The organism is Rhizobium sp. J15, assembly GCF_002531825.1.
In the GTDB taxonomy this organism is placed as follows: Bacteria; Pseudomonadota; Alphaproteobacteria; order Rhizobiales; family Rhizobiaceae; genus Rhizobium.
In genome coordinates, this window is sequence record NZ_NWSX01000001.1 from 65,115 (window position 1) to 78,405 (window position 13,291).

The window sequence follows — 13,291 nt, forward strand, 5'->3', positions numbered from 1 at the left end:
ATGGAGAACTGGCATGGCGGATCAGCACGCGCGACAGGACATTGGGCCGATCGTCTCTTCCGCACATCTGGCAGACGGCGCGCTTCCCGCCCTTTCGGAGCTGGAATTCGGTCTCATCCTCGCGAGCAATGCCTTCGATCGCTGGATGATACGCTGCATGACGGCAGCGGGCGAGCCCGGATGCGCGGCGATCGACGTGCTGGTGCTGCATTCGGTGGCGCACCGGCAGCGGCCGAAGCGGCTCGGCGATCTCTGCAGCGTGCTCGGCGTCGAGGATACGCATCTGGTAATTTATGCGATCAAGAAACTGGAAAAGCGCGGCCTCGTGAAAAGCGCGCGGGCGGGCAAGGAGAAGCTGATCGCCGCCACCGACAAGGGGCTTGAAACCTGCCTGAAATATCGGGCGGTCCGCGAAGCGCTGCTGGTGGATTCGGTCAAGGGGCTTGGGCTCGATCCCGCGGCGACATCGGCGGTGGCGGCGACACTCAGGGCGCTTTCCGGCCACTATGATCAAGCAGCAAGGGCCGCCGCCTCTTTATGACGACAGCCCTTGTCGGGGGCAGGGAGAGATCCCCCGGTGTTCAGGCGGTTTTTCAGCCGAAGCAGGGCATGGCCGGCAGATTGGCGCGGCTTGCGAGCGCTCCGATCATCTTGCCCACCGGCGTCGGGCGCGGCTCACGGTTGCCGGCGGCCGTCTCAAGGAGTTGCTTGAAATCTTCAAGCTTCACGCCGTCGGCGCGCAATACCATGGCGATCAGGGGGTCGCGAAGGGCTTCGGATATGGTCAGGTCGTCTCTGGTCTTTCTCATGGCTTGTCCTCCTTTCGTGGGCAGTTGCCCGTGTTCCACATTCCCTAGCCATGCCCTCAGCATTGACTTTCGTGGCATGTGGTGTTACCGGTAAGTAACAATACAGTTGTTACCGATCGGTCACATTGATGTCAAGGACTTCGTCCGCAAAAAAATCCGAAACTTTGAATGAAACCGCCACAGCCGCTCCCGAAGATCGCATCCCGCCACGGGAGCGCATCGTCTCGACGGCTCAGGAGCTTTTCCGCGAGCGCGGCATCCGTGGCATCGGTGTCGATGCCATCGCCGACGCGGCTCTGACCAACAAGATGACGCTCTACCGGCATTTCGGCTCGAAGGACGAACTCGTCTGCGAGACGCTGCGCCGCGCTTCCGAAAAGGCTGGTGCCATCTGGCGCGAGCTGGAGGCGGCCCATCCGGGTAATCCGCGCGCCCAGCTCGACGCCTGGGTGGAGATGCGGGCGCAGTGTCTGAACGGCGAGCCCGCCGGTTGCGATCTCGCCAACGCCGCGATTGAATTGAAGGGTGAGGGCCATCCGGCCCACGAAATGATCGAGCGGCACAAGGCCGAACAGCGTGATCGCCTGGCCGCGCTCTGTTCGGCGGCCGGTGCGCGCGAAGCCGAACTGCTTGCCGATACGCTGACGCTGTTGCTCGAAGGCGCGCGCGTCAGCCGTCAGGCCATGGGCGCCGCCGGCTGCTGCGGTCATTTCGCCAAGGCATGCAGGGCTGCGATCGCTTCCTTCACCTGAATGGATCTTTCCGGGAACCTTACCGCTTCCATGCCGTTTTCCCATCACCGGACGGCGATGTGGAGACCGGGAGATGAACTACGTCTATCTCAAACGCCTGTATGCCAAGCGCGCCGAGCTCGAAGCGAAGCTGGAGCTTCATGATGCGCGCTATTGTTTCGGTGAGGAAGAGGTCGATGACGGCACCGACAGCGATCTGCGTCAGCGGCTGAGCGAAATCGCCGATGAAATAGCGGCGCTGGAGAGTGGTCGGGCGGCTAAGGCAAGCTGAATTTAGCTGAAGCGGCCTCGCACAGGCGCAGCCTAATCGCCGGCGCTGAGGATTTCCCGCGTCCGTTCGTCGAATTTTCCCTGGTAGAAATGATCGATTACCTGGTGAAACGGTGAGCCGTGGTCGCTGATCGCAGCGAACAAGGTCATCGACGAGCGCAGCTTCATGTCGTCGGGCGAACCCAGGATCTCGTGCGCCGATCGGCCGTCGACGGACAGAATTGCCTCGATGCAACGCAGCAGCCGGCTGGAGAGAATGGGATCGGCAAGATAAGCGGCGGCTTCTTCGGCCGAGCGGATCGCATATTTTTCTGCCATCGGCGAGGTGCCCAGACCAGCGATCTGGGGGAAGATGAACCACATCCAGTGGGAGGTCTTGCGTCCGGCCTTCAGCTCTGAAAGCGCCCGTTCATAGACGCCGTTCTGGGCGTCGATGAAACGGTGGAGATTATAATCGACATCGCCGGCCATGGTTCTTTTCCCTTATCCTGCATTTGATGCAGCCTGGGCCAAGGTTTCCATGCCCGGCGAACTAGTCCTGCTCGGGCGAGCCGCGCTCGCCTCAGCAAACCCTTTCAGCGTAGGGGCTGCTGTCACGGCAATGGCCGTACGGCTGATGATGCGGCGTGCTGTCGCCTGATGTAGCGGCAATGGCCGATGTCGTCATCGGATCGGTATCGCCGGACGAATATGCGGCAAAACCGGCAAAGCTCAACACAACCAGCGCCCCGACCACGACGAGACGTTCGAAGCCCGAAAGTTTCTGGGCGCTGACATGTTCCACATAGTCGCGCTCGCCCAGGCCGATGGTTTCATCCTCCTTCGCATGGAGGGTCACCATATCCTGGCGGCGGCTCAAAGTTTCACAATCTGACATTTCAGTGTACTCCTGCAACACATGCGGAGCCGGTTCTGAAAGAGCAACTTTCACCCTCATGCCGAATCCCACTCCACACGCGGGCAGCATGTGTGTCTTCGATCGTGGCAATTGAAGGGGCAATCTGCAAACTCAGTGTTCAAAAAATCGTTCTAATAAATGCAAAATATCGTGAACCTCTGGCTCGCCGGAATGATCCGGGGTAGTCGAAAGGATCATCATCTTCTGGACCGTCCCATGAGCAAATCCTTCGGCGCGATGTCCGTCGCCCAGCTTTCCGTCCTCATTCAGGCAGGCGCGGCCGATCCGGTCGATGTGGCCGAGGCGGTCTTCCAATCCATTGCCGATTATGGCGACAAGGCCGTCTTCACCGCGCTGACCGAAAGCCGGGCGATGGAGGAGGCGCGTGCCTCCTCCAGGCGTTTGCAGGAGGGCCGTTCGCTCGGATTGCTGGACGGCATTCCGATCGCCTGGAAGGATCTTTTCGATATCGAAGGCATGCCGACGACGGCGGGCTCCGTCGTGCTCGCCGCCGATGCGCCGGCCAAGCGCGATGCAGCCGTCGTCGGCCTCCTCAGGCAGGCGGGCATGATCGCTGTCGGCCGCACCAATATGAGCGAATTCGCCTTTTCCGGCCTCGGCATCAATCCGCATTACGGCACGCCGGTCAATCCGCGAAGCGCCGATCTCCCGCGCATTCCAGGCGGCTCTTCCTCCGGCGCCGGCGTCGCCGTTGCCGCCGGTCTGGTGCCGGTCGCAATGGGCACGGATACCGGCGGCTCGGTGCGCATTCCTGCCGCCCTCAACGGCGTCGTCGGCTATAAGGCGACCCACGGCCGCTATGCGATGGACGGCGTTTATCCCCTGTCGAAGAGCCTCGATTCGCTGGGGCCGCTCTGCCGCACCGTGAGAGATGCGGTCTGGATCGATGCGGCGATGCGCGGTCTGACTGTGCCTGACGTTGCCGAGCGCTCGCTGCAAGGGCAGGAATTGCTCGTGCCTGAAAATATCGTCTTCGACGGCGCCGAACCAGGCGTGATCGCCGCGTTCGACGCCGCTTTGGAACGCCTTCAAAAGGCCGGCGTGCGTGTCTCGCGCACCACCATCCCCGCCTTCGACGCGATCATCGAGATGCTGACGAAATATGGTCCGCTGGTCACCGCGGAAGCTTTCGCGCTGCATCAGGAGCGGCTGGCGGGACCAGAAGCAGACCGCATGGATCATCGTGTCGTCATGCGCACACGCTTGGGAGCGAAGACGACGGCGCCTCACTATATGGCGATCCTCGAAGCGCGCAGCCGTCTGATCGCCGATGTCGACCGCTTCGTCGGCGACCGCCTCATCGCTTTCCCCACGGTCGCCCATGTCGCCCCGCCGATCGCACCGCTGGAAGCGGATGACGAACTCTTCTTCGCCACGAATAACAAGACGCTGCGCAACACCATGCTCGGCAATTTCCTCGACTGGTGCGGCGTCTCCATCCCCTGCGGCACGGGGGAGGCCGGCATGCCGGTCGGCCTGCTGCTTTCGGCAACCGGCCGCCGCGACGAGTCGCTGCTCGGGACAGGGCTCGCGGCCGAGGCGGTCATCCGCGGTGATTTCGCCTGAATTTGCAATTGAACCGCCGGGCTTTTGTTGCCATTGATGGCATGAGGAGATCCAGGAGGACGGCACGTGCAGGGCTTGCAGAACGGACGCTTCGCGGTTTCGACATGGTCGCTGCATCGGCTGCTCGGAGCCGTTTATGCCTACAGTCCCGATCCCGAGAAAAGTGCGGCACCGAAGGAGCCCTACGGCCCGGGTGCGGCGGCTCTGATCGACATGCCGGCGGCGCTTGCGGCGCGCGGCATCCACCGGCTGGAGGTCTGCTCCTTCCATCTGCCGAGCCTGGACGCCGCTTACCTCCGTGACCTCCGCGACGCCATGGCGGCGTCGAATGTGCTGTTCCAGACGCTGCTCGTCGAGGACGGCGATCCGAGCCATCCCGAAACGGCCGAACGCGACGTCGAATGGATGGCTGAGTGGATCGGCATTGCCGCCGCCCTCGGGGCGCAGAGGATGCGCGTCATTGCGGGCAAGCAGCAGCCGACCGAGGAAAATCTCAGCCGCGCCGCCCGCCACCTCGGCTGGCTGGCGGAAAAGGCGGAAGGCAGCGGTGTGCGTGTCGTGGTCGAAAACTGGTTCGACCTGCTGCCGTCGCCCGTCGAGATGAACTGGCTGCTGGACCGGTTGGACGGCAGGATCGGGCTTAACGGCGACCTCGGCAACTGGGCGGCGCCGGCAAAATATGCGGGCCTTGCCGATATCATGCGCCGGGCGGAAATCTGCCACGCCAAGGCCGATTACAGCGCCGCCGGCCTCGATGCCGAGGATTATCGCAAGTGCCTGGAGATGTGCGAGAAGGCCGGTTATGCCGGTCCTTTCACGCTGATCTACGACTCGCCTTTCTTCCCCGATGAATGGGACGGCGTCCTGCTGCAAAAGCAATTCATCGAGGATTTTCTGCGTGAAGCGCCGGCGCGCCGGACGGCTTGAACCGAAGCGCTGCCGTTATTCCTGGCGCGGGAACCGCTGGTTTTCCTCCAGCACGTTCAGATCCATGTGGTTGCGCATATAACGCTCCGACGCTTTCTGCAGCGGCTGATAATCCCATGGATAATAGGCGCCGTTGCGCAGCGCTGCGTAGACGACCCAGCGCCGCGCCTGGCTTTCGCGCACGGCCGCATCGAAATCGGCAAGGTTCCAGCGTCGGCTGGCCTGTTCGGTGAGCCGCGCCAAGGCTTCGGCATGCGAGGGATCGGTCGCCAGATTGTTGCGTTCTTCAGGATCGGCCTCGAGATCGAACAGCATCGGCGGGTCCTTCTCGCAGAGCGAGAGCTTGTACCGGCCGTCCCTGATGCAGACGAGCGGCGCTTCGGAGCCTTCGGCGGCATATTCCATCGGCACCGGGCTGCGGCTGCCGGTGCCCTTGGCGAGCGCTGCGAGATCCTCGCCCTCGGTCCACGGCTTCAGCGAGGCAATATCGATCCCGACGAGGCCGGCGAGCGTCGGCGTTACGTCGAGGGTGGAGACCGGCTGGTCGATGCGCTTCGGCTTCCAGCCCGGGGCCGCGATCATCAGCGGAACGCGGGACGATCCTTCGAAGAAGTTCATCTTGAACCAAAGGCCGCGATCGCCAAGCATGTCGCCATGGTCGGAAACGAAGAGGATGATGGTGTTCTCGGCCATGCGGCTGCGTTCCAGGACGTCGAGAATCTCGCCGATCTTCTCGTCGACATAGGAGATATTGGCGAAATAGCCGCGCCTTGCCCGCCTGATCTGCTCGCTGCTGATGTCGAACGCATCGTGCTCACAGGCTTTCATCAAGCGCTGAGAATGAGGATCCTGCTGCTCGAAAGGAATCGGAGCTACGGCAGGGTCGAGGGCCGGGCAATCCTCATAGAGATCCCAGAACTTGCGGCGCGCGACGTAAGGATCGTGCGGATGGGTGAAGCTGACGGTCAGGCACCAGGGACGCCCATCATGGCCGCGCGCGAGGTCGAAGAGCTTGCGGGTGGCGTGGTAGGCGACCTCGTCGTCATATTCCATCTGGTTGGTGATCTCGGCAATGCCGGCGCCGGTGACCGAGCCGAGATTGTGGTACCACCAGTCGATGCGCTCGCCGGGCTTGGTATAGTCGGGTGTCCAGCCGAAATCGGCGGGGTAGATGTCGGTTGTCAGGCGCTCCTCGAAACCGTGAAGCTGGTCGGGCCCGACGAAGTGCATCTTGCCCGACAGCGCCGTCTGGTAACCGGCTGCGCGCAGATGATGCGCATAGGTCGGGATATCGGAGGCGAATTCCGCCGCATTGTCGTAGACGCGCGTTCGGCTCGGCAATTGCCCGGACATGAAGGAGGCCCGCGCCGGCGCGCAGAGCGGGCTTGCCGTATAGGTGTTAGCAAAACGCACGGAGCGCTCGGCCAGTGATTTCAGATGCGGCGCGTGAAGAAAATCGGCGGGACCATCGGGAAAGAAGGTTCCGTTCAACTGGTCCACCATCAGGATGAGGATGTTCGGGCGCGCCATGTGAATACCTTTTGCTATTTGAGGATTTTATTGAAACGCCTATTATTGCGCCTGTAAAGACAGCTTTTTTCGATAGCTGCCCAAAGGTAATTTTATGTAACCCATTGATGGATGAATCCGGTTGTTCGTCGAGGTCGCGCGGCTCAGGAGCTTTTCGGCGGCTGCAACGCTTCTTGGGCTGACCCAGCCGGCCGTTAGCTACCAGATCTGCCGGCTGGAAGAGCAGTTCGGCATCAGCCTGCTGCCCCGCCGGCATCGTGACGTCGAATTGACCGCGGAAGGCGAGCGGATTCTGGAGGTCGCCGCCAAGGCGGTGGGCGACATCGATGCGCTCGCGGCCCAAAAACCTGGCTATCGGATGAGGTCGAGAGAAATGTTTAGCAGGGGTTGCATTTCTCCTCGCCAGAAGCCTTGTCATCGGCGATGACGACCGACATTGTGGGCCGAATCCATAGTGGAGGTGACTGGAACATGCGAACGATCGGATATGTCATCGGACTGCTTATGGTCGTGCTCGGCCTGGTCTGGATCGGACAGGGAAGCGGTTATTTCCCCTATCCTGCGTCGAGTTTCATGATCGCCCAGCCGATCTGGATGCTTTGGGGAGCCATTTTGGCGGCGGCAGGCATTGTCGTGATGGCCGTGGTGTCGCGGCTGCGCCGAAGAGGATGACCATTGCTGTCCCTTGGCAGCAATCCGGCGCTTGATGGTCTGTCGAACTGAGGAGAATGGCATGAGCGCAGCTGAAATCGAAGGTTTTGCCGACCGCATCCGGAAGCATCAGGGCGGCATGATCTCCGCCTGGGTCGGCATTCCCGATGCCATGCTCGTCAACCATTTGGCGCAGGAGGCGTTCGACGCCGTCGTCCTGGATATGCAGCACGGCATGTGGGACATGCCGTCGGCGGCGAATGCCGTTGCTCAGGCGCGCCTTGCCGGCAAGCCGGCCATTGCGCGCATTCCGGTCGGCGATTTCGCCTCCGCCTCGCGGCTGCTCGATGCCGGCGCCTCCGGCATCATCGCGCCGATGATCAATTCGGCCGAGGACGCGCGAGCGCTGGTCAGGACGACGAAATACCCGCCGCTCGGCGAGCGCAGCTGGGGACCGTCATTGGCGCTGAACCACACCGGATTGTCGGCAGATGACTATCTCAAGAACGCGAACGAGCTCACCGTCGCCATTGCCATGGTCGAGACCCGCGCCGCTCTCGATGCCATCGACGGCATTCTCGGCGTGACCGGCATCGACGGTATTTTCGTCGGCCCCGCCGACCTTTCGATCGCGCTGTCGAACGGCGATCAGGTGGCGCCGAACGCAGCCGAGATCGACAGCGCCATGCAGCATGCCGTTGCGCGCTGCCGCGCCCACGGCAAATTCGCTTGTGCCTATGCCGGCGATGGCGAGCGGGCCGGCGAGCTGCTGAAGTTCGGTTTCGATCTGGTCATCGCCGGAGCCGAGACCATACAGCTGCGCTCCGGCGCCCGCCACGCCATCAATGCCGCCCGCAGGATCGCTTCGGGCAGCTGATCTTCGTCAGCCGGTCGATTTGACGGCAAGCCAGATCACGTGGCGGGCGCCGCGTTTGCGGCCGGCGCGGGTATTGACGACATCGACGGAAAAGCCGCTCTCTCCGAGACGTCGCGTGAAAGCGGGATCCTGGCCTGATGACCAGACGGCGAGCACGCCGCCTCGGCGTAGCGCATCGCGGGCGGCGCGAAGGCCAGCGAAATCATAGAGCCGATCGTTGGATTTGCGGGTCAGCCCATCCGGACCATTGTCGACATCGAGCAGGATGGCGTCATAGCCGCCCTTGCCGGCGCGGATCGCCTCGCCGACATCGCCTTCATGGATGCCGACGCGCGGATCGTCGAGGCAGCCCTTGAAAACCTCGGCCATCGGCCCGCGCGCCCAAGCGACGACGGCGGGCACCAGTTCAGCGACGGTGACGGACGCATCACCGGGAAGGACGGCAAGAGCCGCGCGCAGAGTAAAACCCATGCCGAGCCCGCCGATCAGGACCCTCGGCTTTGGATGCGCCTTGATCCGCTCCCAGGAAAGTGTCGCGAGCGCCTCTTCCGAACCGCTGAGGCGGCTGTTCATCAGCTCGTTGGCGCCGAGCATGATCGAGAATTCGCCGCCGCGCTGCTTCAGCCGGAGTTCGCCGCCTTCGCCGGGAATGGTCGCGGAATCGAGCTGGATCCAGGGCAGCATGATGGTTTCGCCTCACATGAAAAGCCGTCCCTAGCATAGGGCGATGAGCGGAGCCAGCAAGCCGGCCTCCGAGACCGTTTGAAAACGGGGCGGCGGTTTGAGGCGATGCAGATTCGGGCTTCTGATGTGGGCAGCAGCGAACTGGGCTTGGAGGGTTGTCGGTGTTGAGGTGCCTCGAACGTCCTTTGTGAGACGAGGCGAGACCTCGTAGTTTGCAACGACATCTTGGAGATTGGAAACATGGCGCTCAAGCGGATGGACAATGTCGGCATCGTCGTCGAAGACCTTGGACGGGCGATTGATTTCTTTGGTGAACTCGGCCTCGAGTTGGAAGGACGGGCGACGATCGAGGGAGAATGGGCCGGGCGTATCACCGGACTCGGCGATCAGCGGGTCGAGATTGCCATGATGCGCACACCGGACGGACACAGCCGGCTCGAGCTCTCCCGCTTCCTCATGCCTGGTGTCGTTTCAGATCACCGGAACGCTCCGGTCAACGCGCTCGGCTATCTCCGCGTGATGTTCACCATCGATGACATCGATGAAACGCTTGAAAGGCTCAGCACGCGCGGCGCCGAGCTCGTCGGCGAAGTCGTCCAGTATAAGGACGCGTATCGGCTCTGCTATATCCGTGGACCCGAAGGGCTTCTTCTCGGGCTTGCCCAGGAACTCGGCTGAGCGCAGTCACACGGACTGTCAGATCATCCGCATGAAATGCTCCGGCTCCACTTCGACGATATCGTCCTGCGGCGCGGCGGAACGGCGGCGGATGTCGTCCACCTCCTCAGGCCTTAGCCGGGCTTTCGGATCCTCGAAGCGGACATCCGGATCGGGCACGGCCGAAAGCAGCAGCCTTGTATAGGGATGCAGCGGATTGTCGATCACCTTGGCGACGCTGCCCCATTCGACGATCTGGCCGGCATACATCACGGCGATATCTTCCGCGACGTAACGGGCGGTGGCGATGTCATGGGTGATATAGAGCAGGCCGAGATTCATCTCCCGCTTCATCTCGTTCAACAGGTTCAGCACGCCGAGCCGTACCGAGACATCGAGCATCGAGGTCGGCTCGTCCGCCACGATCACTTCCGGCTTGACGGCAAGCGCGCGGGCGATGTTGACGCGCTGGCGCTGGCCGCCGGAGAGCTCATGCGGATATTTCGGTGCGACGAGATCGGGATCGAGCCTGACGCGCTGCAGCAGTTCTCGGACCGTCGCATCGATCTCGGTCCCCTTGATGTGGGGGCGATGCAGCTTCAGCGGCCGCCTGAGATGATGGGCGATGGTGTGGGCGGGGTTCAGCGAAGCGAAGGGATCCTGGAAGATCATCTGCACCGAGCGGCGGTAGCGGGCGATCTCGGCGGAATTCGCCGCTTCGACCGGCCGGCCCTTGTAGAGGATGCGCCCGGATGTCGGCAGATATTCGCGCATCGCCATGCGGGCGCAGGTGGTCTTGCCGCTGCCGGATTCGCCGACCAGCGCCAGCGCCCGGCCGGCATGCAGCGAAAACGAGATGGCGCGGGCCGCATGCACGGCCGCGGACCCATGGCCGAACGTCTTCGTCACCATGTCGAGCGCGAGAATGGCGTCGCTCATAGCAGCACTCCTCCGTGAAGCGAGGGGAAGGAGGCCCAGAGCTTTTTCGTGTAATCGTGCGCCGGTGCCCTGTAGATCGCTTCGGCGGCGTTCTGCTCCACCAGCCTGCCCGACAGCATGATGCCGATGCGGTCGCAGAATTGCACCATCAGCCCGAGATCATGGGTGATGAAGAGAACCGAGAAGCCGAAGCGGCGGCGCAGCTCGTTGATGCGCTGCAGGATCTCGCGCTGGACGACTACGTCGAGCGCGGTCGTCGGCTCGTCCATGACGACGAGTTTCGGATCGAGCGACATGCAGATGGCGATGACGATGCGCTGGCGCATGCCGCCGGAAAACTGGTGCGGATAGTCGCGCATGCGATCCGGCGCGATGTCGACGAGCTTCAGCATCTCGGCGGTGCGCTCGCGGGCTTGCACGCGGCTCATGTTCTTATGCGTGCGCAGCACGTCATAAAATTGCGTCTCGATGCGCAGCACCGGATTCAGCGAATTCATGGCGCTCTGGAAGACCATGGCGACCTCGCGCCAGCGGAAGGCGGCGAGCGCCTGCCGGTCGAGGCCGAGCACGTCGCGGCCGTCGAGCAGGATGCGGCTCTCCTTGCGGATCAGCGCCGGCGGCTTGTGCAGCCGGCTGATGGCGAAGGCGATGGTGCTCTTGCCGCAGCCGGATTCGCCGGCAAGGCCGAAAACCTCGCCCGGCGCCACGTCGAAGCTGACATCGTCGACGGCGCGGAAATCCTTCTGCTCGCCGATGTAATCGATGGTGAGATTCCTCACCGAAAGCAGCGGCTGGGTCACAGGCGGCCCTCCCCGGAACGGACGAGCAGGGACCAGCGCTTCAGGTGATTGCCGGTGCGCAGCCGCGGATTGGCGATCTCGTCGACGGCGAAATTCAGGAGCGACATGCCGATGCCGAGGAGAGCGAGCGCGAAACAGGGTGTGAGGATATCCCACCATGCGCCGACCGAAAGGGCGGAAGCCTTCTGCGCGTTATAGAGCATCGTGCCCCAGGAAATCGCTTTCGGATCGCCGAGGCCGAGAAATTCCAGCGTCGCCTCGGTAATAATCGCGAAGATGACGCTGCCGATGAAATTGATGCCGACGATGGAGATCACGTTGGGGAAGATCTCGAATGTCATGATGCGCCATTGCGGCTCACCCATCATCTCGGCCGATTTGACGAAATCCTTCTGTTTGACGGAGAGCGTCTCGGCGCGGGTGACGCGGGCTCCCCAGGCCCAGGAGGTGGCGCCGAGGATGAGCGCGATGACGAGCGGGCTCGCCTGACCGATGAAGGCGGCGAGCACCAGCAGCAGCGGCAGGTTGGGAACGACGAGCACCATATTGGTGAAGAAGCTGATGATCTCGTCCGTCTTGCCGCCGCGATAGCCGGAGATGATGCCGAGCGCAGTACCAACCAGCGTGATCAGCAGGCCGGCGCCGAAGCCGACGGCGAGTGAGGTACGGGCGCCGTAGAGCAGGCGGGCGAAGACATCCTGGCCGATGCGGGTCGTGCCGAGCAGATGGTCGAGTGACGGCGGCTGGTGCGGCCTGCCGGTGCGGGCGGCGGGATCGTATTGCGTCAGCAGCGGGGCTGCGATCGCGACCACGATGATGAAGGCGATGATCAGCAGGCCGGCCAGCGCCTTGCGGTTTCGAAGCAGGCTCTTCATCTCATGCTCCCTTCAGCCTGGGATCGAGCAGGACATAACTGACGTCGACGATGAAATTGGCGATCAGCATGGTCGCGGTCATAATCAGGAGCTGGCCCTGGATGACGGGATAGTCGCGGGCGAGGATCGCCTGGTAGAGAATGTTGCCGAGGCCGGGATAGTTGTAGACGACCTCCGTCACCAGCGAGCCGCCGAGGATGGTGCCGATGGCGATGGCAAGGCTGGAGACGGTCGGCAGCAGGGCGTTGCGCGCCGCATACCAGAGCATCACATGCCGGTCGGAAAGGCCCTTGGCGCGGGCCATGACGATATAGTCCTCGCCGAGCAGGTTGATCATGTTGTTGCGCATGGTGACGGTGAAGCCGCCGATCAGCACGGTGCAGAGGGTCACCATCGGCAGGATGCCGTGATAGGCGACGCTGCCGATATATTGCAGGCTGAAGGCCGGATCGAGCGACGGGTCGGCGGCATAGCCGTTCGGGAACCAGCCGAGCGTGAAACCGAAGATGAAGAGCACGATCAGCGAGGTAACGACTGCTGGTACCGAGGTTGCGAAGATCGCGCCGACGGAGACGACGACATCGAACCTGCTGCCGCGGCGCCAGGCGGCGAGGATGCCGAGGAAAGTGCCGAGTGCGAAACTGACGATCGTCGCCGTTCCCATCAGGGCGACGGTCCAGACGAGGGCGTGGCCGAGCACGGAGGTGACCGGCAGCGGGAAATATTTGATCGAGCGGCCGAGATCGCCGGTGAAGATGCTGCCGAGATAGGTGAGATATTGCTGCCAGAGCGGGCCGTCGACGAAGCCGAAGGTGAGCTTCAGCGCCTGTAGGCTTTCCGGCGGCAATTCGGCGCCGGCGCTCGAAAACATGATCTGCACGGGATCGCCCGGCATCAGGCGGGGCAGGAAGAAGTTGATCGTCGCTGCCGCGATGAAGGCTGCCATGTAGAAGACGAGGCGGCGAAGCAGGAAAGCCATGGGAACTCCGTCGTGACCGGAGCGGCGTTGAAAGCACCGCTCCCGAGATCAATGCC

At 62.8% G+C, this 13,291-nt stretch carries 17 protein-coding genes and 1 pseudogene; 9 read left to right on the forward strand and 9 right to left on the reverse strand.

Annotated elements, in window-relative coordinates:
• Positions 1-13: 13 nt before the first annotated feature.
• Positions 14-541, forward strand: a complete 528-nt coding sequence (locus tag CO670_RS00300) for a winged helix DNA-binding protein (RefSeq protein WP_097588443.1) — start codon at positions 14-16, stop codon at positions 539-541.
• A 52-nt stretch (positions 542-593) separates the two neighbouring features.
• Here CO670_RS00300 and CO670_RS00305 read toward each other — a convergent pair whose 3' ends face one another.
• Entirely contained in the window at positions 594-809 is a 216-nt protein-coding gene (locus tag CO670_RS00305) for a hypothetical protein (RefSeq protein ID WP_097588444.1), read from the reverse strand.
• Positions 810-937: 128 nt separating this feature from the next.
• On the opposite strand from CO670_RS00305, the gene CO670_RS00310 reads away from it, so the two are divergent.
• Both CO670_RS00310 and CO670_RS00315 read left to right on the forward strand, forming a co-directional pair.
• Entirely contained in the window at positions 938-1,561 is a 624-nt protein-coding gene (locus CO670_RS00310) for a TetR/AcrR family transcriptional regulator (RefSeq protein WP_097588445.1), read from the forward strand.
• A gap of 73 nt (positions 1,562-1,634) precedes the next feature.
• Positions 1,635-1,832: a hypothetical protein gene (locus CO670_RS00315; protein ID WP_097588446.1), complete on the forward strand. Its 198-nt coding sequence runs from the start codon at positions 1,635-1,637 to the stop codon at positions 1,830-1,832.
• A gap of 32 nt (positions 1,833-1,864) precedes the next feature.
• Here CO670_RS00315 and CO670_RS00320 read toward each other — a convergent pair whose 3' ends face one another.
• Positions 1,865-2,302, reverse strand: a complete 438-nt coding sequence (locus tag CO670_RS00320; protein WP_097588447.1) for a DUF1810 domain-containing protein — start codon at positions 2,300-2,302, stop codon at positions 1,865-1,867.
• 91 nt (positions 2,303-2,393) lie between these two features.
• The gene (locus CO670_RS00325) at positions 2,394-2,672 is read right to left on the reverse strand and encodes a hypothetical protein (protein ID WP_088689948.1); all 279 of its coding nucleotides are present in this window, start codon (positions 2,670-2,672) and stop codon (positions 2,394-2,396) included.
• Between the two features lie 273 nt (positions 2,673-2,945).
• Here CO670_RS00325 and CO670_RS00330 point away from each other — a divergent pair, with 273 nt between their 5' ends.
• Both CO670_RS00330 and CO670_RS00335 read left to right on the forward strand, forming a co-directional pair.
• The gene (locus CO670_RS00330) at positions 2,946-4,316 is read left to right on the forward strand and encodes an amidase (RefSeq protein WP_097588448.1); all 1,371 of its coding nucleotides are present in this window, start codon (positions 2,946-2,948) and stop codon (positions 4,314-4,316) included.
• Positions 4,317-4,382: 66 nt separating this feature from the next.
• The gene (locus CO670_RS00335; RefSeq protein WP_097588449.1) at positions 4,383-5,243 is read left to right on the forward strand and encodes a TIM barrel protein; all 861 of its coding nucleotides are present in this window, start codon (positions 4,383-4,385) and stop codon (positions 5,241-5,243) included.
• Between the two features lie 15 nt (positions 5,244-5,258).
• Here the strand turns inward: CO670_RS00335 and betC are convergent, their stop codons facing one another.
• Positions 5,259-6,773 carry a choline-sulfatase gene (gene betC, locus CO670_RS00340; RefSeq protein WP_097588450.1) on the reverse strand — a complete coding sequence of 505 codons (1,515 nt, stop codon included), beginning with the start codon at positions 6,771-6,773 and terminating at the stop codon, positions 5,259-5,261.
• Between the two features lie 115 nt (positions 6,774-6,888).
• On the opposite strand from betC, the pseudogene CO670_RS00345 reads away from it, so the two are divergent.
• The 3 genes and pseudogenes from CO670_RS00345 to CO670_RS00355 all read left to right on the forward strand — a co-directional run.
• A pseudogene (locus CO670_RS00345) lies at positions 6,889-7,140 on the forward strand (LysR family transcriptional regulator); the annotation flags it as partial.
• Between the two features lie 104 nt (positions 7,141-7,244).
• The gene (locus CO670_RS00350; RefSeq protein WP_097588451.1) at positions 7,245-7,445 is read left to right on the forward strand and encodes a hypothetical protein; all 201 of its coding nucleotides are present in this window, start codon (positions 7,245-7,247) and stop codon (positions 7,443-7,445) included.
• Between the two features lie 61 nt (positions 7,446-7,506).
• A complete protein-coding gene (locus CO670_RS00355) occupies positions 7,507-8,301 on the forward strand; it encodes an aldolase/citrate lyase family protein (protein WP_097588452.1) in 795 nt (264 codons plus the stop codon).
• Between the two features lie 6 nt (positions 8,302-8,307).
• Here the strand turns inward: CO670_RS00355 and CO670_RS00360 are convergent, their stop codons facing one another.
• Positions 8,308-8,985 (reverse strand): hypothetical protein, encoded by a 678-nt coding sequence (locus tag CO670_RS00360; protein WP_097588453.1) that lies wholly within the window; start codon positions 8,983-8,985, stop codon positions 8,308-8,310.
• Positions 8,986-9,225: 240 nt separating this feature from the next.
• On the opposite strand from CO670_RS00360, the gene CO670_RS00365 reads away from it, so the two are divergent.
• Entirely contained in the window at positions 9,226-9,663 is a 438-nt protein-coding gene (locus CO670_RS00365; protein ID WP_097588454.1) for a VOC family protein, read from the forward strand.
• An 18-nt stretch (positions 9,664-9,681) separates the two neighbouring features.
• Here the strand turns inward: CO670_RS00365 and CO670_RS00370 are convergent, their stop codons facing one another.
• The 4 genes from CO670_RS00370 to CO670_RS00385 are packed head-to-tail and all read right to left on the reverse strand — an operon-like array spanning position 9,682 to position 13,235.
• Positions 9,682-10,581 (reverse strand): ATP-binding cassette domain-containing protein, encoded by a 900-nt coding sequence (locus CO670_RS00370; protein WP_097588455.1) that lies wholly within the window; start codon positions 10,579-10,581, stop codon positions 9,682-9,684.
• On the reverse strand, positions 10,578-11,381 hold the full coding sequence (locus tag CO670_RS00375; RefSeq protein ID WP_097588456.1) for an ABC transporter ATP-binding protein: 804 nt from the start codon (positions 11,379-11,381) through the stop codon (positions 10,578-10,580). The genes CO670_RS00370 and CO670_RS00375 overlap by 4 nt, the downstream gene beginning before the upstream one ends.
• On the reverse strand, positions 11,378-12,256 hold the full coding sequence (locus CO670_RS00380) for an ABC transporter permease (RefSeq protein WP_097588457.1): 879 nt from the start codon (positions 12,254-12,256) through the stop codon (positions 11,378-11,380). The genes CO670_RS00375 and CO670_RS00380 overlap by 4 nt, the downstream gene beginning before the upstream one ends.
• Position 12,257: 1 nt before the next feature.
• Positions 12,258-13,235 carry an ABC transporter permease gene (locus CO670_RS00385; protein WP_097588458.1) on the reverse strand — a complete coding sequence of 326 codons (978 nt, stop codon included), beginning with the start codon at positions 13,233-13,235 and terminating at the stop codon, positions 12,258-12,260.
• Positions 13,236-13,291: the final 56 nt, after the last annotated feature.